Raw genomic sequence first — 17,422 nt, 5'->3', positions numbered from 1 at the left:
CGGCCGGAACAGCTGTGCGAAGCTGAGGTCCGTGATCGAGGTACGACGCCTGCGGGTGTTGCGCGCGCTTGCTGACCACGGGACCGTGACGGCGGCCGCCGAGGTGCTGCACCTGACGCCCTCGGCGGTCTCCCAGCAGCTGGCCGCCCTGGAGTCCGAGGTCGGCCAGGAACTGCTCGAACGCCGCGGCCGCCGGGTCGCGATCACCTCGGCCGGCCGCCTGCTGCTCGCCCACGCGGACACGATCCTCGCCGAGGTCGAACGCGCCGAGGACGCGATGCGCCTGAACGCGAACGGCGTCAACGGCGAAGTGCGCGTGACCGCCTTCGCCACCGCCATCACCTTGCTGGTCGCCCCGACCCTGACCCGGCTGCGGGAGACCACCCCCGGCCTCGACCTCGTCGTCCGCGACGCCGAGGGGCACCAGGGCATCACCCAACTGCTCGATGGTGACGCCGACCTCGCGATCGCCGTCGAGCATCGCGGCTCGCCGCGCCCCGACGACCGCCGCCTGTCCCGGATCCCCTTGTACGCCGAACCGTTCGTCGCCGTCCTGCCACCGGCGCACCCGGCCGCGAACCACGACACCATCGAGCTGGCGATGCTCGCGCAGGACGACTGGGTGATGACCACCCCCGGCAACCCGATCCGCGACGTCGTCGTCCTCGCCTGCGAACAGGCCGGGTTCCAGCCGCGGATCGTCCACCAGTCCGACGACTTCCGCGCAGTCGCCGCACTTGTCGCCGCCGGCGCGGGCGTCTCTCTGGTCCCGCGCCTCGCCGTACCGGAGCCGACGCTGGCGCTGATCCGTCCGCTTCCCGATCCGGCCCCGACCCGCCGGGTGTACGCCGCAGTTCGCGCGAGCCGGGCCGATCACCCCCTGATCACCGCCACCCTCGACGTACTCACCGAGGTCGCGGAGAAGCTGTAGCTCAGTTCGAGATCACCACGGTCTTCCGAATCACGTCGGCGTCCTCGACCGCACGCAGCAGGTACGTCGCGACGTCGGCCCGCGTCATCGAGAAGCCGCCCCGCACCGTGCCCTCGGTGTTGCTGCGGATCCTGCCCTTCGCGGCACCATTCGTCAGTCGCGGCGGGCACACGATCGTCCAGTCGGTACCGCTCGCCGCGACCAACTCCTCCATCCGTCGGGTATCCGCGAACGACTCCCGCAGGACCCGCTGCAGGATCGGCTTCACGACGTACTTCGTGAACGGGTGGTCCCCTTTGCTGTGGATCCCAGCGGCACTCACCACGAGGAACCGCCGTACACCGGTCGCGTCCATCGCCTCCAGCACGCTCCGCGCGCCGTCGGTCAGCACACTGCTCAGCCCCGACGGACGCGGACCGAGCGCGGACAACACCGCGTCGTGGCCGTCCACGACGGGCGTGATCGCGGCCGGATCCAGCACGTCGGCGGTCACCACGTCGACCAGCCCAGTGGGCACCCCGGCCCGCGCCGCGACCAGCCGCAGTTCCGGCAGCGCCACCTGAAGACTCGAGCCCTCGCGCACCACGGCCGTCACCGCATGACCGGCCGCGATCCCCTGACGCACCAGCTCGGTCCCGATCCGGCCCGACGCCCCGAACACCACCAGCTTCATCCTCGACCCCTCCAGGTTAGTAAACACTCACTCACCATGGTTAGTGAACACTCACCAACCTGTCAAGGTAGGCTGCCGACGACGACGGGAGGACAGGGATGGGCACCAGGGAGGACATCCTGGACGCGGCCGCGGAGGTACTGCGGACGCAGGGCTTCGCGCGGGCGACCACCAAGTCGATCGCGCAGGTCGCCGGGTACTCCGAGGCGGCGCTCTACAAGCATTTCGCGGACAAGGCCGCGATCCTGCTCGCGGTCCTGCACGAGCGGATGCCCCAGCTCCCCGGCTCACTCAAGGAACTGATCGGCAACCCGGGCAGCGGGACAGTGCGCGGCAACCTGACCCGCCTGGCCCGGACCGCGATCGAGTTCTACGTCGAAGGGTTCCCGATCCTGGTGTCGCTGTTCTCGTCGCAGGACCTGCTCGTCGCCCATCGGCGCCGGCTGCAGGAACTCAACGCGGGGCCGCACAAGGCGCAGGAGGGACTGGTCCGCTACCTGCGCGAGGAGCAGAAGCTCGGGCGCATCCGGCGTACCGCTGATGTGGACGCCGCGGCGGCGCTGTTGTTCGGTGCCTGCTTCCAGCGCGGGTTCGAGGTCGCGTTCGCCGGTCTCGAGCCGACGGCCGACGAGCACGCCACGTTCGCGGCCGCGCTGGCCAAGACGTTGTCCGAGTCACTACTCCCGGTCAAGCGCGCCGCCGGGGGTCCAGCCCCACGGTCGACACCCGCGCGATGAGCGCGCGCGGCGTGAACCGCGCCGCGACCATAACCGCCTTGTAGCGCAGGCTCGGGACCGAGATCGCCTTGCCGCGCGCCAGGTCCTTCCAGGCCGCGTCGACCAGATCGGTCGCGTCCAGCCACATGAACGACGGGATGAGCGACTTGTCCATCCCCATCCGCTCGTGGAACTCGGTGTGCACGAACCCCGGGCACAGCGCCATCACGGCAACCCCCTGGGCGTGCAACTGGACCGCCAGCCCGGCCGAGAACGTCGTCACCCACGCCTTGTGCGCGCTGTAGACGTTGCGCTGCAGGAATCCGGCGACCGACGACACGTTGATCACCGCACCCGAGCCCCGCTCGATCATCGGCTGTACGGCGGCGTGCGTGAGCCGCAGGACGACGCGCACCAGCAGATCGAGTTGCTTCTCCTCGACCTCGACCGGGTTCAGCCAGAACGGCTTCTTCTGCCCGAATCCGGCGTTGTTCACCAGTACCTCGATCGGTCCGGTGCGGAACCGCTCCTCGACGCGGGCCAGGTCGTCCGGGTCGGTCAGGTCGGCGGCCAGCACCTCGCACTCGACACCGTGCAACCGGGTGATCTCGGTGGCGACCTCCTTGAGCCGCGCCTCGTCGCGCGACACCAGCACCAGGTCGTAACCCTCGCGCGCCAGCTTGTCCGCGAACGCCCGGCCGATCCCGGTCGCCGGTCCGGTGACCAGCGCAGTCGCCATGGTGTGCCGTCCCTCCCGTAGGTACAGAGTCCAGTGTGTCACCTACGCTGTTCGGATGCTGGCGGACATCGAGACCTGGGTGCTGGACCTCGACAACACTCTCTACCCGGCCGGTTCCGCACTCGCCGATCAGCTCACCCACGGCATCCTCTCGACCCTGGCCGAGTACTACGGAACCGACCTCGCCGGCGCCCGTCGCATCCAGTCCGAACTCGTCGCCGAATTCGGTACGTCGCTGCGCGGCGCGATGCTGACCGGCACCATCGACCCGCACGACTTCCTCGGCTTCGAGCGCCGGATCGACTACTCGGTGATCGGTCCCGACCCGGCACTCGCCGCCGCCCTGGAGACGCTGCCCGGACGCCGGTACGTGTACACGAACGGATCGGCGTACCACGCGGAGCAGGCGCTCCGGCGGCTCGGACTGGGCGACTGCATCGACGGTGTCTTCGACATCCTCGCCGGTGACCTGGTCCCGAAGCCGTACGCCGAGAGCCTGGACGCGTTCCTGACACGGTTCGGGATCGACCCGGCGCTGGCCGCGATGTTCGACGACCTCGAGGTGAACCTCGCGCTGCCGCACGAGCGCGGGATGACGACCGTGTGGGTGACCGGCGGGGCGCCGTACGAGCAGCTCGCGGCGCGGCGGTGGCGGGCGGCTGATGTATCAGGCTTTCTCAGTGCGCTGACAAAGATCTGATGAATTGTGGGCTGCGACCCGTCGTCTCAGCCTGGCGATGGGCGATGTGACCGCGAATGGTCTGAGGACTTAGGCTTCTGGGGAGGAGGTGAGGGGATGGCTGCAACGGACAAGGCGCTGGCCGGGCTCCGGCAGATGATCGCGTCCGGTGAGCTCGGTCCGGGGGCCAAGTTCCCGCCGGAGCCGGAGTTGTGCGACCACCTGGGGGTGTCCCGGAGCTCGCTGCGCGAGGCGGTGCGCTCGCTGGGGGCGCTCGGGGTGATCGAGTCCCGGCACGGTTCGGGGACGTACGTGTCGGCGCTGGACCCGGCCACGATCATCCGCCGGTTCTCGCTCTCGGTCGAGCTGATCCCGCTCGAGGGGGTGCTCGAGCTGCTCGAAGTACGCCGGGTGCTCGAATCGCACGCAACGGCCGCGGCGGCCGCTCGGCAGGACCCGGAGCTGGGGGCGCGACTGGGCGCGATCCTCGACCGGCTCGAGGCGACCACGGACGCGACCGAGATCCAGCACCTGGACGCCGAGTTCCACGGCGAGATCTGCACGGCCGGCGGCAACCAGACCGTTACCGCGCTGACCGACGTGATCCGTGGCCGCGGCGGCCACTACCGGATCTTCGAACCGGGCTCGGACTTCGACGCGATCAAGCAGACCAGCGACCGAGGCCACCGCGCGATCCTGCACGGAATCACCAGCCGGGACCCGGCCGCGGCCGCCACCGCGGCCTCCGACCACATCGCCCAGACCGAGCGCTGGCTCCGCGCCCTCCGCCCGGTCCCCCAACCGGACCTGCCATGAACTGGACTCTCCGCCCCGCGACCACCGCCGACCTCGAGGACCTCGTCGAGCTCCGGGCCGTCGTCATGCGCCCGGACCTGGAACGCCTCGGGCGGTACGACGCGGTGCGCGTCCGGCAACGGCTGCGCGACGCGTTCGTCCCTGAGAACACCCGGATCATCGAGGTCGACGGCGAGCTCGCCGGCTCGATCACCTTGCGGCCCGCCGCGGACCGTCAGTGGCTGGAGCACTTCTACCTCGCCCCGCACCACCAAGGGCGCGGCCTCGGTACGGCCGTTCTGGCGTCGGTGTTGGAACGCGCGGATATGACCGTCGCGCTGAACGTCCTGCAAGGCAGCCCGGCCCGCAAGCTGTACGACCGCCACGGCTTCGTGGTGGAGAGCGAAGACCCGGTCGACGTCTTCATGGTCCGTAAATTTCTCTGACCTGTCGAGATCTTGCGTGCCTGACGTCGGGTGCATAACCTCCAGACATTTCGTCCGGGAGGGGATCCGCCGATGTCCCGTTCGCGCTTGCTCACGGTCGCCCTGACGACCGCCGTCCTCGGTGCCCTGTTCATCACCCAACTGCTCATCACCCAGCCGGCCACCGCCCAACCCGGTACGCCGCGGGTCACCCGCGCCGGCCTCGATCCCGCACTGGTCGCCGGCCGCGGCGCCGACGTACCGTTCGTCGAGCAGGAGGCGGAGAACGCACTCTTCACCGGCGAACGGATCGGTCCGAGTCGCGAGGCGTACACGCTCCCGGCCGAGGCCTCCGGGCGCAGCGCCGTACGCCTTCAGCCGAAGCAGTACGTCGAATTCACGCTGACCCGTCCCGCGAACGCGCTGACGCTGCGGTACAGCATCCCCGACGCAGCAACCGGTGGCGGGATCACCGCACCACTGGACGTGTCGGTGAACGGGAAGCACAAGCGCACGATGACGCTGACGTCGCAGTACGCCTGGCTGTACGGGATGTATCCGTTCTCGAACGACCCGAACGTCGACCCGACCCCGGGCTGGTGGAAACCCGAACCGGATCCGGTCGCGAAGCCCTTCCGGCCGAACCACTTCTACGACGAGCAACGGGTGCTGCTCGATCGGACCTACCAGGCCGGTGATCGCGTGCGATTCGCCGTACCGCGGACCACGCCGGCCGCGTGGACGGTCGTCGACGTCGCGGACTTCGAACTGGTGAACGCACCGCTGCGGCAGCCGGCGCGATCGCTCGACGTACGACTCTTCGGGGCCGACCCGACCGGACGGCGGGATGCCGCGCCGGCGATCGAACGGACGATCGCGGCAGCGAAACGGATCGGCTGGTCGGTGTTCATTCCGGCGGGCACGTTCCAGGTCAACCGGCACATCGTCGTCGACCAGATGACGGTCCGCGGCGCCGGCAACTGGTGGACGATCATCAAGGGCCGGGTCCTCCCGCTCGCCGAACCGGCGCCGGACAAGTCCGTGCACAGCGCGCCCGGCTTCTACGGCCGGTACGCCGCCGACGGCGGGAGCACCGGCGTACATCTGTCGGACTTCGCGATCGAGAGTGACGTCCGGGAACGCATCGACACCGATCAGGTGAACGGGATCGGCGGCTCGATCGGCGGCGGCTCGACGATCGAGAACCTGTACCTGCACCACACGAAGGTCGGGATCTGGCTCGACGGCCCGATGGACGGCCTGCTGATTCGGAACAACGTGATCACCGACGCCGTTGCCGACGGCATCAACCTGCACGTTGGCGTGTCGAACGTCCGGGCCACCAACAACTTCGTGCGCAACAGCGGTGACGACGGGCTCGCGATGTGGTCGGAGGCGAACCCATCCGGTCTCGTCAACCACGACAACGTCTACGACCACAACACCGTGCAGACGCCGGTCCTCGCGAACAACATCGCCATCTATGGCGGCCGGGACAACGCGGTGACCGACAACCTCGTCGCCGACCCGATCCGGGAGGGCAGCACGCTGCACGCCGGATCACGGTTCAACGCGACACCGTTCGAGGGCACGCTGACCTTCGCCCGGAACACCACGATCCGCGGCGGGCCCCGCGACCTGAACTGGGACATCGGACTCGGGGCGATCTGGCTGTACGCCTTGCAGTCCACGATGTCCGGCAGGATCGAGATCACCGACAGTTCGTTCCTGGACTCGACGTACAACGCGATGCTGTTCGTCGTCGACTGGCCGGTGAAGGACGAGTACGCGATCACGAACGTTGCCGTCCGCAACATCAAGGTCGACGGCACCGGGACGAACGTGGTGAACGCCCGGGTCGGCGGCGGGGCGACGTTCGAGAACGTCGACGCGCGGAACGTCGGCGCGCCGTTCGTCAACAACTGCGGCACGTTCCACTTCAACGGCCCGCCCGAGTTCGAGGTGCGCGACCTCGGCGGCAACGACGGCGGCTGGACCGGCCCAACCTGGTGCGAGGACCGCCCCACCGTCGTGCCACCCCCGCCACCGTCGCCCTGGGGGTGAATTTGTCGCGCACCGGAGGCGTGCGCTAACCCGCCGTAGATGAGACGATCACCCCGGGGTGGGATCGCCACGGGGGGGGTGGGATGAGTCATTCGACCAGCAGGCAGGTCGTGCTGGACGCGTCGCTGCGGCTACAGGTCGTGCGCGCGCGAAGCTGCGACGAGTGGTTTGCGGGGCACGGCACGGCGGACGTGCGGATCTTCGGGGAGGACGACGACGCCCTGCGGGACTGGTTGCAAGACCAGTGCGGCAGGTCGGAGGAGCTGGTCGCGGTCACCTCGACGCGCTGCCAGACGCTGCACGGGTTTCGGCGGGGCCACGCGTACAACCAGATCCTGATCGAGCGCGGCGTACGGATGACCAGCTACTTCGACACCTGCGGCGGGGCGGACCAGGTCACCGACTTCATCATCGATGCCGAGAACATGCCGTACCACCTCGCCGACGGGGCGATGCAGGTGAAACTGCTGGACCGTGAGCGCGTCATCGTCGAAGGACCGGTCGTCGACGGCCGGCGCAGCCTGATGCTGCTGCGCTGCACCGAGGCGGTGAACGCGACCGGTCAGTATCTGCGGGCCGTCCGCGAAACCGCCGTACGGGCGGCGGAGTTCCGGGTGCGGCCAGGTGAGCTGACCGCGCGCCAGCGAGTGATCGCCGAGCAGCTCGAGGACGGGTGCACGGACGAGGAGATCGCGGAGCAGCTCGGGTTGAGCGTCCGGACCGTGCGGTACGAGGTCGCGCGGTTGCTCGACGTCTTCCAGGTCGTCACACGGTTCGCGGCCGGCGTCCGGTACGCGCGGTTGAAGGCCGTCGAGGACCGTGCGATTGCAGGAACCTGCAACCGATTCGCCGTCCCCGTCGGCACTCGGCGACGCTGAGCCACCGCACCGGTCCCCCGTCCGGGATCGGGCGGACTCAGCAAAGGGGATGACGCGATGCGTAAGACGACCCGGGTGGCCGCCGCTCTGGCCACCACTGCCGCACTGGTGACCCTGACCGCCACGCAGGCCAGCGCTGCAGTGACCTGGCTGTGGCAGCAGGGCGACGGGAACGACATCGGTACAGCGAGCTACACCGACACCGGCAACGTGATCAAGGTCAACGACCAGGAGGCCGACGGCCACTCACTGCTGCTGTTCGTGCACAAGCCGGGTGTCAGCTCCGGCTGGGCGTGCTGGGACCACAGCGGCGCCGACACCTCGGGAACGACCTGCACCCTGACCGCGTACGACGAGAACACGCTGCTGGAGGGCTACCTCTGCCGCGGCGAGTGGGCCACCAACCCGGCCGACCGGGTCATCTTCTGGGACCGCTGCTACACCGCGGGCGCGCACAACTTCCGTAAGTAGGCGTTTCCCCAGGCCATCACAATCGGCCGGCGTCGGCGGGCTCACGCTCGCCGGCCGGCTGATCCGCGGATTGTGATGGCCTGGGGCTCCGGAAGGCGAGCACGAGGACGATCGCGCCGACCAGGACGATGCCCGCTCCGACCAGCGCCGCGGTGTGCATGGCGTGGATGAAGGCGTCGTTCGCGGCCTTCACCAGTTCCGGGCGGCCGAGCGTGCCGGCCACGTGCCGGGTCGCCTCGGCCGAGGTCCCGGCGGCCTCCCGGGCACCGTCCGGCAGACCGGTCAGCGCCGACCCGATCCGGTGCTGGTACGTCGACGAGACGACCGTCCCGAGGATGGCGACCCCGAGAACGCTGCCGACCTGACGCAGGACATTGTTGACCGCGGAACCGGCGCCCATCCGATCCAGCGGGAGAGTCGCGAGTACGGCGGTCGTGGTGGGTGCCGTGGTCATCCCGATGGACAGGCCGACCAGCGCACCGATCACCCCGACCCACACCAGTGGGGTGTCGACGTCGTACAGCAGGTTCAGTGCGGAACAGACGGCGAGCATGAAGACCGCCGTACCCGAGACCTTGGCGACTCCGAACCGGGCCGCGAGCCGGGCGCCCAGTTGCGACCCAACGATGACACCGCTTGCGGCCGGCAACGACATCAGGCCGGCCGACAGCGCGCTCATCCCGCGCGCACCCTGCAGGTAGAAGGCGAGGTAGAAGCTCTGGCCGGTCAGCAGCAGGAAGACGACCGCGAGGGCGAAGTTGCCGGCGGCGAATCGGCGGTTGCGGAACAGCCGCGGGTCGAAGCTCGGCTCGCGTTCCCGCCATTCGGAGAAGACGAAACCGGCGAGCAGGACGAGTCCGCCGGCGATGCTCGCCCAGACCTGCCAGCGGTTCCAGCCGCCCTGATGACCGCCTTCGATCAGGCCGTACGAGAGACCGAGCAGACCGAACGTCGACAGTCCGAGGCCGAGCGGGTCGAGGCGGCGGCGCTGCGGGCTGCGCGGATTCGGGAGGACGAGGGCCGCGCCGAGCAGGCCGAAGGCGACGATCGGCAGGTTGATGGTGAAGACCGAGCCCCACCAGAAGTGGTCGATCAGCAGGCCGCCGAGCACCGGTCCGACGGCGACACCGACGCCGGCCGACGAACCCCAGATCGCGATCGCGCCGGCCCGGCGCTCCGGCGGGAAGGTCCAGCCGATGATCGCCATCGACGGCGGCATGATCAGCGCGCCACCGAGGCCCATGGCGGCGCGGGCGAGGATGAGCGCGACCGGTCCGGTGGCCCAGGCGGCCCAGGCCGAGGCGGCTCCGAAGATCACCAGACCGGCCATCAGCACGGTGCGATGGCCGTAGCGGTCGCCGAGCGCGCCGGCGAGGAACAGCGCGGTGGCGAACAGCAGCGAGTAGATGCCGACGGCCCACTGCAGCTGGCCGGGCGTGGCACCGAGCCCGGTGACCGGGTCGGCGAGCCGTTCGAGAGCGATACCGAGGACGGTCGAGTCGATCCAGATCAGGACGGCCGAGACCACCAGGATCGCGAGGATGCGGCGTTGCCGCGGGGGGTCGATCGTGGACACGAAGTCTCCTATGATTGTCAGGACCCTGACGAGGTTTCCCATCGTCGTAGATTGACAGGAACCTGTCAATCACCTTTTCGTGATCCCGCGCTGCGCGGGCCCGGCAGAATGGAGCGCATGGACTCCCCCCCCGACCCCGCATTCGAGGACGGCTGCATCACCTTTCTCGTCCGGCACGCCTGGCTGAGCATGCGCTCGGCGCTGGCAGAGGTGCTGGCGGAGCACGAGCTGTCGGTGCAGCAGTACGGGACGCTGCTGTGCGTGCGGAAGGATCCGGGCCTGACCATCGCGGACGTCGGCCGCGTCGTCGGCACCACGCGGCAGTCGGCCAACGAACTGATCACCGGCATGGAGCGGGCCGGCCTGATCGAGCGGCAGCCGAACCCGAAGGACCGACGTACCCAGCAGGTGCACCTGACCACCGCCGGGGCCCGCCGGCTGGACGAGGCCACGCCCGCGATCCGCAAGCTCGAGGACGAACTCGAGGCGTCCTTCAGCCGCCCCGACCGCACCACCGCCCGCGCCTGGCTGACCCACATGGTGGAGACGATCGAAAGCTAGAGTCGGTGACATGCGCGCACAGAGTGAGCGGTTGACCGGGCTGGGTACGACGATCTTCGCCGAGTTCTCCGCGCTCGCGGTGGCGACCGGGTCGGTGAACCTCGGGCAGGGGTTCCCGGACCGCGACGGGCCGGATTCGCTGCTCGAGGACGCGATCGCGGCGATCCGCGCGGGCGCGAACCAGTACCCGCCCGCGCGTGGCATCCCCGCGCTCCGCGAGGCGGTCACCGAACACCAGAAGCGGTTCTACGACCTCGCGTACGACCCCGACACGCAGGTCCTGGTCACCACCGGCGCGACCGAGGCGGTCGCTGCCGCGTTGCTCGCGTTCGTCGAGCCCGGTGACGAGGTGATCGCCCTCGAGCCGTACTACGACTCGTACGCGGCCGGCATCGCGTTCGCCGGCGGCCGCCGCGTCCCGGTCACGCTGCGCGCACCGTCGTACCGCTTGGATCTCGACGAGCTGCGCGCCGCGGTCACCCCACGGACGAAGGTGCTGCTGATCAACTCACCGCACAACCCGACCGGGACCGTGCTCACCGACGACGAACTGCGCGGGATCTGCGCGATCGCGATCGAGCACGACCTGGTCGTCATCACCGACGAGGTCTACGAACACCTCGTGTACGACGGACTTCGGCACCGGCCGCTGGCGTCGTACGACGGGATGGCGGAGCGAACCGTCTCGATCAGCAGCGCCGGCAAGACGTTCGCGGTCACCGGGTGGAAGATCGGCTGGGTCACCGGGTCGCCCGAGGTGGTCACGGCCGTCACCACCGCGAAGCAGTTCCTCACGTTCACCTCCGGCGCCCCGTTCCAGCCGGCCGTCGCCAACGCACTTGCCCTAGGCAACGACTACTTCGACACGTTGCGCGCCGACCTCCAGTCCCGCCGCGACCTGCTGGCCGACGGCCTGGCCGAGCTGGGCTTCGAGGTCCACCGCCCGTCCGGCACCTACTTCGTCACCACCGACATCCGCCCCCTCGGCCACACCGACGGCATCGAGTTCTGCCGCATGCTCCCCGAACGAACCGGCGTCGTCGCCATCCCCCACCAGGTCTTCTACGACCACCCCGAACCCGGCCGCCCCCTGGTCCGCTGGGCCTTCTGCAAACAACCCGAAGTCCTCCAAGAAGCCCTGACCCGCCTCCAAAAACTCTGACCCTGTGGACAACACGACACCGGCCGCTTGGTTGTGCGAAGATGGTGACAGCTCACCTCGCGTTGCTGGGTGAGAAGTGAAGCTGGGATTCCCGCCGGAACGACGGGCCCCAGCTTTCGCGCTTTCCGGGGCTGGCCCGCGCAGCATCCGTCAGCGGATGGCGACCTGATGGATGGTCACGACAGCAGCCATCGCCGCAAGCCAACGGTCCTCGCCCACCACCGACGCCGACATCGCCCCGGCAACCGCGTCCGGCAGCCAGAGCATCGGCTCACCCGCCGGCCGCGCGAACTGCACTTGCAGGTCACGCGAGATCGAGCGCTTCCGGCGTGCGCTGTCGACGAGCCGCAGGTCGCGCCGGTCCTGCACCGCGCTCCTCGACTCCAGCCAAGCGCCCGAGACGCCGAACCGATCCAGTTCGTACAGCAAGCGCTCAAGACAGCACCGCCGAGCACGCTCCTGCCGCGACCGTTCCATCGGCGTACCAACGGTGAGAATCGCGGCGATGTCCAACCGGGCGATCACCTCGGCGATCAGGTCCCGTCGCTTGACGGACTCGCTGACCCAGTGCAGCCGAACTCCAGGCTTGATGCTCAGATCGGTGAGCTCGCGACGCAGTTCGTCGCAGCGTGCGTCATCGGTCACGACTGCTGCCATCGTGTACGTTCCGGCACCACCAACGGGACCGACGACTACTGACTCGTCAACCCAGGCAGAGAGGCTGAAGGTGGGCTCGGGCGGACTCGGCATTCATGGAATTCTCCAGGAAATGCCGAGTCGAACACCGGCGTCATCCACAGGTGTCCCGGGGCAGGACGGGGCATCCCGGGGCAGATCGGCGCCGGCCGGGCTCAGGGGAGGAAGGATTTGAGGGATTGGGGGTCTCGGGTTATGCGGGTGGTTTGGGGGGTGGTGATGATGGGGCGTTGGATGAGGATGGGGTTGGTGACCATCGCCTGGATCCAGTCGGGGCGGTGGGCCTCGTCGCGGGGGACGTCGCGCAGGGGTTCGGCTTCGGGCTCGTTGTGGCGGACGACGTCCCACGGGTCGAGGTCGAGGCGGGTGAGGATCGTGGTGAGTTCCTCAACCGTGGGTGGGTCGTCGAGGTAGCGCCGTACGGTGTAGTCGAGGCCGGCCTCGTCGAGGGCCTGGGTGGCGGCTCGGCATTTCGAGCAGGCGGGGTTGATCCAGATCTCCACGAGGGTCTCCCGGCGTCAGCGGTGGTGGAACCACAGTTTGGTGGGCTGCTGCAGCATCAGGACCAGCAGGGTGACGTGGATGGCCAGGCCGAGCAGGCTGGCGGGCAGCGCCATCACGCCGCCGGCGATCCCCATCGCGGCGACGGCGATCAGGACGTAGCGGGACCACGGGCGGCGCTTGCGGAGGTAGATCGCCGGCACCATGTAGATCACCGCGCAGACGAGTGTCGCGGCGGCGGCGATCGGTGTGTTGCCGCGGGAGCCGGTGAGGACCTCGGAGATCTGGTCCCCGGCGGAGGTCACCGTGAGCGCGGCCAGCAGCAGGCACATCGCGCCCAGCCCGAGCGAGATGACCGAGGCGATCTTGACCTGCTTCGGAGTCGTCGCCTGATAGCTGTACGTGTCCGGAACGGCGCCGAACAACCCGCTGTACGGCCCCGGCCCACTCTCACCCGGCTCGTCCCGGCGCTGCTCAGTCATCGACTCCGAACTTCCTTCCACGACCCCCGCACCCGATCCTCCCAGATCACCCAAACCGGGAGGGCGCACCGCTAGGACACGGTGATGTCGAGATGCGGGAAGGCGAAGGGGTACGTCGTGAGCGGCGCGAGCTCGACCGACGGACGGAAGTGCACAGTGGTACCCGTGGTGCCATCGGACTCGATCGGTTCCAGATCGGTGACCGGGAGGCCGTGTTCGTAACGCTGCGTCCAGGATCCGTTGACGCGGTGATTGGTGTGGATCAGCCACTCGCTCAGCGCGGCGACGACCGACATACCGCGTCGCGGGTGACCGTCCGGGAGCAGTGGCGCGGCGGGATCCTCGAAGAAGCGCAGGTCCTTCGTCGCCATGATCGGCTTCTTCACGACGTTGCCGTTCTCGTCGACGCGCGTGTCGGTGCCCCGCCCGTTGTCGGTGACGGCGATCGAGCCATCGGCGTACCGGGTGATCGAGCACCTGCCCCGCGCCCCGGCCGACTCGGCCTCGTCGTCGGGGTAGGCGAGCACCTCCAGGACCAGATGCAGTACGCCGCCCGGCGCGTACTGCTCGACGTCGGCGCGGATCGCCGCGAGATGTTCCTGGTCGACCGCGGCCGCCCAGTCGTGCGTGGTGTTGATCCAGTCCGCCCGAGATGGTTGCGTCACTTCCCCATTCTCCCTGCCCGGTGGCGCCTGGACAGCAGTCGGGGCCCGGTCGTTGTGACCAGGCCCCGATACGGCTTGTCAGGCTGCGGAAACGTCCAGGGCGTCCTTGGCCTCGTTCAACGTGACCTTGACGGTCTGGCCGTCGCGGATCGACCCGTCGAGAAGGCCGCGGGCCATCTCGTCGCCGATCGCGGACTGGACCAGCCGGCGCAGCGGGCGGGCGCCGAACACCGGGTCGTACCCGGTGACCGCCAGCCACTCCATCGCGCCCTCGTCGACCTCCAGCGTGATCCGCCGGTCGCTCAGCCGGCGCTGCAGGCTGTTGATCTGCAGGCCGACGATCTGCGTCAGCTCCTCGCTGCCGAGTGCGTCGAACAGCACGATCTCGTCCAGCCGGTTGATGAACTCGGGCTTGAAGGACTGCCGCACGACCGCCATCACCTGGTCACGCTTGACCTTCTCGTCCAGCTTCATGTCGGCCAGGTACGTCGACCCCAGGTTGCTGGTCAAGATCAGGATCACGTTGCGGAAGTCGACCGTCCGCCCCTGGCCGTCGGTCAGCCGACCGTCGTCCAGCACCTGGAGCAGGATGTCGAAGACCTCCGGGTGCGCCTTCTCCACCTCGTCGAGCAGGATCACGGAGTACGGGCGACGGCGGACAGCCTCGGTGAGCTGGCCACCCTCTTCGTACCCGACGTACCCGGGCGGGGCACCGACGAGCCGCGCGACGCTGTGCTTCTCGCTGTACTCCGACATGTCGATCCGGACCATCGCCCGCTCGTCGTCGAACAGGAAGTCCGCCAGCGCCTTCGCGAGCTCGGTCTTACCGACACCGGTCGGACCGAGGAACAGGAACGAACCGGTCGGCCGGTCCGGGTCCGAGATGCCCGCGCGAGCCCGCCGTACGGCGTCGCTCACGGCCTTGACCGCCTCGCGCTGACCGATCAGCCGGCGGCCCAGCTCGTCCTCCATCCGGAGCAGCTTCCCGGTCTCCCCCTCGAGCAGCCGCCCGGTCGGGATCCCGGTCCACATCGCGATCACTTCCGCGATCTCGGTCGGCCCGACCTCCTCGTTCACCATCGCCTCGGGAACGTCGCCGATCTCTTCCTCGGCGTCGGCCTCCTCGAGCTCCTTGGTGAGCCGCGGAATCTCGCCGTACAGCAGGCGGGACGCCGTCTCCAGGTCGCCGTCGCGCTGGGCGCGCTCGGCCTGGCCACGGAGTTCGTCGAGCCGCTCCTTGACCTCACCGACGCGGTTCAGGCCGGACTTCTCCTTGTCCCAGCGGGACTCCAGCGCCCGCAGCTCCTCCTCGCGGTCGGCGAGGTCGGCGCGCAAACGCTCCAGTCGCTCCTGCGACGAGGCGTCCTCCTCGCGGGACAGCGCGAGCTCCTCCATCTTCAGCCGGTCGACGGTACGGCGCAGCGAGTCGATCTCGACCGGGGAGGAGTCGATCTCCATCCGCAGCCGGGACGCGGCCTCGTCGACCAGGTCGATCGCCTTGTCCGGCAGTTGGCGGCCGGTGATGTAGCGGTTCGACAGGGTCGCGGCGGCGACCAGCGCGGAGTCGGAAATGGCGACCTTGTGGTGCGCCTCGTACCGCTCCTTCAGACCGCGCAGGATCGCGATCGAGTCCTCGACCGAGGGCTCGCCGACGAACACCTGCTGGAAACGACGCTCCAGCGCCGGGTCCTTCTCGATCCGGGTCCGGTACTCGTCCAGCGTCGTCGCGCCGATCATCCGGAGCTCGCCGCGGGCCAGCATCGGCTTCAGCATGTTGCCGGCGTCCATCGCGCCCTCGCCGGACGCACCGGCGCCGACGACGGTGTGCAGCTCGTCGATGAACGTGATGATCTGACCGTCGGACTCCTTGATCTCGGTCAGCACCGCCTTCAGCCGCTCCTCGAACTCACCGCGGTACTTCGCACCGGCGACCATCGCACCGAGATCCAGACTGATCAGGCGGCGGCCACGCAGCGACTCGGGCACGTCACCGGCCACGATCCGCTGGGCCAGCCCCTCGACGACGGCGGTCTTGCCGACGCCGGGCTCACCGATCAGTACCGGGTTGTTCTTGGTACGGCGGGACAGCACCTGGACCACGCGACGGATCTCGGAGTCCCGGCCGATCACCGGGTCGAGCTTGCCGTCCTTGGCCCGCTCGGTCAGGTCGACGCCGTACTTCTCCAAGGTCTTGGTGGTGCCCTCGGCCTCCGGGGAGGTGATCCGCCGGTTGCCGCGCATCTGGGCGAACGCCTCCAGCAGCGCTTCCGGCGTGACGCCGAGCGCCTTGTTCGCGGCGCCCTCGACGGTCGCGAGCGCGATCAGCAGGTGCTCGGTGGAGACGTACTCGTCCCCGAGCCCGAGGGCCCGCTGCTCGGCCTGGTTCAGCACCTCGCTGGTCTTCGGCGACAGGCTCGGCGCCTGCACACTGCCGCCGCTCGCCTTCGGGAGCCGGGTGATCTGCTCGGCCGTCTTCCGGCGGACCGCTTCCAGGTCTCCACCGGCGGCCTCGAGCAGGCCGATCGTCGTCCCCTCGGGCTGCGCGAGCAGCGCGGAGAGCAGGTGGATCGGTTCCACGGTCGGGTTGCCCGCCGCGGACGTCTGACGGATCGCGACCGACAGGGTTTCCCGGGCCAGCGTCGTCAACCGCTGAACATCCATCTAGTTCCAGCCTTTCAGTTCCAGCAACAAACAGTCACTAGACACAACCTATCCAAAGTTGAGTCCATTCCACTCAACTCTAGACAATCTCAGGGCTGAATCAGGGTCGCTCGGTGCGGCAGGCGCTATGGATCAGGTGGCGAACTCCGAAGCCCGCATCCGGTACACCTGCAGGTTCAGGTCGTAGTACTTGTCGGTCTCGCCGACCCACTGCATGCCGAGCCGGCGCGCGGTGGCGATCGCGCGCTTGTTGGCCGGCCGCGCGACCGCGAACAGCTCGTCGACCTCACCGTCCTGGAACGCCCAGCGCATCAGCGCGCTGCTCGCCTCGGTCGCGTACCCCTGACCCCAGGCGCTCGGCCGCAACTGCCAGCCGATCTCCAGATCCTCCTCGTACGGCGGGAGCAGGCGGATCAGCAGCGCGCCGACGATCTCACCGTCGTCGCGACGCGCGACCGCCCACCGGCCGGCCGGTACGACGAAGTTCGGTTGGGCCTCGATCCAGGACTGCAGGATCATCCGCATGGTCGCGGCGTCCGGCACCTTGTCGATGGCGGGTGACAGCCAGGGCGCGACGTCGGCGGAGCCAAAGATCTCCAGCGCGGCGTCAGCGTCGTCTTCCTCCCAGTCCCGGATCAGCAGCCGGTCCGTCTCCAGCATCAGCGTCACCTCGCCAGGGTAGGCGGTGGCTGCCGCAGGCAACAGGTTCCGTTCGCCCGGCCGACCGGAAGGGTGAAACGCGAGCCG

General features: G+C 69.1%; 19 protein-coding genes. 10 read left to right on the top strand and 9 right to left on the bottom strand.

All coding sequences use genetic code 11. From position 1 onward, the window contains the following. The first annotated feature begins 31 nt into the window (after nt 1-31). Nucleotides 32-931 carry a LysR family transcriptional regulator gene (locus tag AC0662_RS39800; protein WP_452202220.1) on the top strand — a complete coding sequence of 300 codons (900 nt, stop codon included), beginning with the start codon at nt 32-34 and terminating at the stop codon, nt 929-931. 1 nt (nt 932) lies between these two features. Here AC0662_RS39800 and AC0662_RS39795 read toward each other — a convergent pair whose 3' ends face one another. Continuing rightward, the gene (locus AC0662_RS39795) at nt 933-1,604 is read right to left on the bottom strand and encodes an NAD(P)-dependent oxidoreductase (RefSeq protein ID WP_478307160.1); all 672 of its coding nucleotides are present in this window, start codon (nt 1,602-1,604) and stop codon (nt 933-935) included. A gap of 98 nt (nt 1,605-1,702) precedes the next feature. Here AC0662_RS39795 and AC0662_RS39790 point away from each other — a divergent pair, with 98 nt between their 5' ends. Next, nucleotides 1,703-2,341, top strand: a complete 639-nt coding sequence (locus tag AC0662_RS39790) for a TetR/AcrR family transcriptional regulator (protein WP_478307158.1) — start codon at nt 1,703-1,705, stop codon at nt 2,339-2,341. Here the strand turns inward: AC0662_RS39790 and AC0662_RS39785 are convergent. Continuing rightward, a complete protein-coding gene (locus tag AC0662_RS39785; RefSeq protein ID WP_452202214.1) occupies nt 2,292-3,059 on the bottom strand; it encodes an SDR family NAD(P)-dependent oxidoreductase in 768 nt (255 codons plus the stop codon). The genes AC0662_RS39790 and AC0662_RS39785 overlap by 50 nt on opposite strands. A gap of 55 nt (nt 3,060-3,114) precedes the next feature. Here AC0662_RS39785 and AC0662_RS39780 point away from each other — a divergent pair, with 55 nt between their 5' ends. The 6 genes from AC0662_RS39780 to AC0662_RS39755 all read left to right on the top strand — a co-directional run bounded on the left by AC0662_RS39780 (nt 3,115) and on the right by AC0662_RS39755 (nt 8,371). Next, nucleotides 3,115-3,759 (top strand): HAD family hydrolase, encoded by a 645-nt coding sequence (locus AC0662_RS39780; RefSeq protein ID WP_478307155.1) that lies wholly within the window; start codon nt 3,115-3,117, stop codon nt 3,757-3,759. A gap of 96 nt (nt 3,760-3,855) precedes the next feature. Then, nucleotides 3,856-4,554 (top strand): FadR/GntR family transcriptional regulator, encoded by a 699-nt coding sequence (locus tag AC0662_RS39775; protein ID WP_478307153.1) that lies wholly within the window; start codon nt 3,856-3,858, stop codon nt 4,552-4,554. Next, nucleotides 4,551-4,979, top strand: a complete 429-nt coding sequence (locus tag AC0662_RS39770) for a GNAT family N-acetyltransferase (RefSeq protein ID WP_452202208.1) — start codon at nt 4,551-4,553, stop codon at nt 4,977-4,979. Before AC0662_RS39775 ends, AC0662_RS39770 begins: the two co-directional genes overlap by 4 nt. Nucleotides 4,980-5,051: 72 nt before the next feature. Further along, the gene (locus tag AC0662_RS39765) at nt 5,052-7,022 is read left to right on the top strand and encodes a glycosyl hydrolase family 28-related protein (protein ID WP_478307151.1); all 1,971 of its coding nucleotides are present in this window, start codon (nt 5,052-5,054) and stop codon (nt 7,020-7,022) included. A gap of 83 nt (nt 7,023-7,105) precedes the next feature. Then, complete coding sequence (locus tag AC0662_RS39760) at nt 7,106-7,900, top strand: helix-turn-helix transcriptional regulator (protein ID WP_478307149.1); 795 nt, start codon at nt 7,106-7,108, stop codon at nt 7,898-7,900. A 57-nt stretch (nt 7,901-7,957) separates the two neighbouring features. After that, nucleotides 7,958-8,371, top strand: coding sequence for a hypothetical protein (locus AC0662_RS39755; RefSeq protein ID WP_478307147.1), 414 nt, complete (start codon nt 7,958-7,960; stop codon nt 8,369-8,371). Nucleotides 8,372-8,387: 16 nt separating this feature from the next. On the opposite strand, the gene AC0662_RS39750 is transcribed toward AC0662_RS39755, so the two are convergent. Then, nucleotides 8,388-9,947: an MFS transporter gene (locus AC0662_RS39750; RefSeq protein ID WP_478307145.1), complete on the bottom strand. Its 1,560-nt coding sequence runs from the start codon at nt 9,945-9,947 to the stop codon at nt 8,388-8,390. A gap of 117 nt (nt 9,948-10,064) precedes the next feature. On the opposite strand from AC0662_RS39750, the gene AC0662_RS39745 reads away from it, so the two are divergent. Continuing rightward, complete coding sequence (locus AC0662_RS39745) at nt 10,065-10,508, top strand: MarR family winged helix-turn-helix transcriptional regulator (protein ID WP_478307143.1); 444 nt, start codon at nt 10,065-10,067, stop codon at nt 10,506-10,508. 10 nt (nt 10,509-10,518) lie between these two features. After that, a complete protein-coding gene (locus tag AC0662_RS39740; RefSeq protein ID WP_478307141.1) occupies nt 10,519-11,670 on the top strand; it encodes a pyridoxal phosphate-dependent aminotransferase in 1,152 nt (383 codons plus the stop codon). A gap of 150 nt (nt 11,671-11,820) precedes the next feature. On the opposite strand, the gene AC0662_RS39735 is transcribed toward AC0662_RS39740, so the two are convergent. The 6 genes from AC0662_RS39735 to AC0662_RS39710 form a co-directional block, all read right to left on the bottom strand. Then, nucleotides 11,821-12,327: a hypothetical protein gene (locus AC0662_RS39735; protein ID WP_478307139.1), complete on the bottom strand. Its 507-nt coding sequence runs from the start codon at nt 12,325-12,327 to the stop codon at nt 11,821-11,823. Nucleotides 12,328-12,521: 194 nt separating this feature from the next. After that, nucleotides 12,522-12,869: an ArsC/Spx/MgsR family protein gene (locus AC0662_RS39730; protein ID WP_478307137.1), complete on the bottom strand. Its 348-nt coding sequence runs from the start codon at nt 12,867-12,869 to the stop codon at nt 12,522-12,524. 15 nt (nt 12,870-12,884) lie between these two features. Then, nucleotides 12,885-13,349 (bottom strand): hypothetical protein, encoded by a 465-nt coding sequence (locus AC0662_RS39725; RefSeq protein ID WP_452202190.1) that lies wholly within the window; start codon nt 13,347-13,349, stop codon nt 12,885-12,887. Between the two features lie 71 nt (nt 13,350-13,420). After that, nucleotides 13,421-14,014, bottom strand: a complete 594-nt coding sequence (locus tag AC0662_RS39720) for a hypothetical protein (RefSeq protein ID WP_452202188.1) — start codon at nt 14,012-14,014, stop codon at nt 13,421-13,423. Nucleotides 14,015-14,092: 78 nt separating this feature from the next. Continuing rightward, nucleotides 14,093-16,675, bottom strand: coding sequence for an ATP-dependent chaperone ClpB (gene clpB, locus AC0662_RS39715; protein ID WP_452202186.1), 2,583 nt, complete (start codon nt 16,673-16,675; stop codon nt 14,093-14,095). Nucleotides 16,676-16,807: 132 nt separating this feature from the next. Beyond that, the gene (locus AC0662_RS39710) at nt 16,808-17,335 is read right to left on the bottom strand and encodes a GNAT family N-acetyltransferase (RefSeq protein ID WP_478307309.1); all 528 of its coding nucleotides are present in this window, start codon (nt 17,333-17,335) and stop codon (nt 16,808-16,810) included. Nucleotides 17,336-17,422: the final 87 nt, after the last annotated feature.

It is taken from the genome of Kribbella sp. NPDC043289, from assembly GCF_056436705.1.
This window is presented reverse-complemented; position numbering and strand designations above follow the sequence as displayed.

Bases quoted from the DNA above. Each gene is read 5' to 3' on its own strand.
- AC0662_RS39795 (WP_478307160.1), bottom strand. From the start codon at position 1,604: ATGAAGCTGGTGGTGTTCGGGGCGTCGGGCCGGATCGGGACCGAGCTG.
- AC0662_RS39790 (WP_478307158.1), top strand. From the start codon at position 1,703: ATGGGCACCAGGGAGGACATCCTGGACGCGGCCGCGGAGGTACTGCGG.
- AC0662_RS39785 (WP_452202214.1), bottom strand. From the start codon at position 3,059: ATGGCGACTGCGCTGGTCACCGGACCGGCGACCGGGATCGGCCGGGCG.
- AC0662_RS39780 (WP_478307155.1), top strand. From the start codon at position 3,115: ATGCTGGCGGACATCGAGACCTGGGTGCTGGACCTCGACAACACTCTC.
- AC0662_RS39775 (WP_478307153.1), top strand. From the start codon at position 3,856: ATGGCTGCAACGGACAAGGCGCTGGCCGGGCTCCGGCAGATGATCGCG.
- AC0662_RS39770 (WP_452202208.1), top strand. From the start codon at position 4,551: ATGAACTGGACTCTCCGCCCCGCGACCACCGCCGACCTCGAGGACCTC.
- AC0662_RS39765 (WP_478307151.1), top strand. From the start codon at position 5,052: ATGTCCCGTTCGCGCTTGCTCACGGTCGCCCTGACGACCGCCGTCCTC.
- AC0662_RS39760 (WP_478307149.1), top strand. From the start codon at position 7,106: ATGAGTCATTCGACCAGCAGGCAGGTCGTGCTGGACGCGTCGCTGCGG.
- AC0662_RS39755 (WP_478307147.1), top strand. From the start codon at position 7,958: ATGCGTAAGACGACCCGGGTGGCCGCCGCTCTGGCCACCACTGCCGCA.
- AC0662_RS39745 (WP_478307143.1), top strand. From the start codon at position 10,065: ATGGACTCCCCCCCCGACCCCGCATTCGAGGACGGCTGCATCACCTTT.
- AC0662_RS39740 (WP_478307141.1), top strand. From the start codon at position 10,519: ATGCGCGCACAGAGTGAGCGGTTGACCGGGCTGGGTACGACGATCTTC.
- AC0662_RS39735 (WP_478307139.1), bottom strand. From the start codon at position 12,327: ATGGCAGCAGTCGTGACCGATGACGCACGCTGCGACGAACTGCGTCGC.
- AC0662_RS39725 (WP_452202190.1), bottom strand. From the start codon at position 13,349: ATGACTGAGCAGCGCCGGGACGAGCCGGGTGAGAGTGGGCCGGGGCCG.
- clpB (WP_452202186.1), bottom strand. From the start codon at position 16,675: ATGGATGTTCAGCGGTTGACGACGCTGGCCCGGGAAACCCTGTCGGTC.
- AC0662_RS39710 (WP_478307309.1), bottom strand. From the start codon at position 17,335: ATGCTGGAGACGGACCGGCTGCTGATCCGGGACTGGGAGGAAGACGAC.